General features: G+C 80.3%; 1 protein-coding gene. It reads right to left on the bottom strand.

The genetic code is table 11. The features are described 5' to 3' along the window. On the bottom strand, nucleotides 1-696 hold a 696-nt coding region (locus CTKZ_RS21215), incomplete at both ends, for a CHAD domain-containing protein (protein WP_148090556.1).

Here is a 696-nt window from a genome sequence, read left to right on the forward strand (position 1 = left end):
TGCGTCGACCGCCAGGCGCTCGGCCTCCTCCGCCCGCCGTTCGAGCCGGCGCCACGCACGCGCCACCCGCCGCGGCAGCACGTCCTCGGCGTCGTCGGCGGCGCGCGGTCCGCGCGGCAGCGTCGTCGCCCACGCGTCGAGCGTGGCGAGCAGCCGCAGGTGCTCCGGCGAGTCGAGCAGCGCGACGGCGCGCGCGAGGGCTGCGTCGCGCGCAGCGGACCGGTCGTCGACGACGCGGCGCTCGACGGGGCCGAGCACGAGCTCGACGGGCTCGTCGACGAGGCGCCCGACGAGCGCGGTCTGCTCGACGTGCGGGTCCCGTGCGGCGCCCAGCACCCGCCCGACCTGCTGCAGCTCGTCGCGCACGGGCTCGGTCACGGCCCGGTCGACGACGGGGCGGAAGACACCGAGCGTCGCGCGCAGCCGGCGCACCGCGACGCGTGCGTCGTGCACGGCCTCGTCGTCGCCGAGCCGCACCCCCGTCTCCGCGGCGAGCAGCCGCTCCACGTCGCGCGCCACCCCCGCCCGCACGGCCTCGACCGCCGTCGCGTCGGCCGGCTCCCGCGACGCGGGCACGGGGACCGCGCTGCCGAGCGCCCGCTGGAGCTTCGACGCCGCACGCGGAGCACCGCCCGCCTCCGCCAGTGCCGTCCCGGCCGCCGCGAGCAGCGCGTCGTCGCCCGCGGCGAGCTCGAC

This window comes from Cellulomonas algicola (assembly GCF_003851725.1).
Classification (GTDB): Bacteria; Actinomycetota; Actinomycetes; order Actinomycetales; family Cellulomonadaceae; genus Cellulomonas; species Cellulomonas algicola.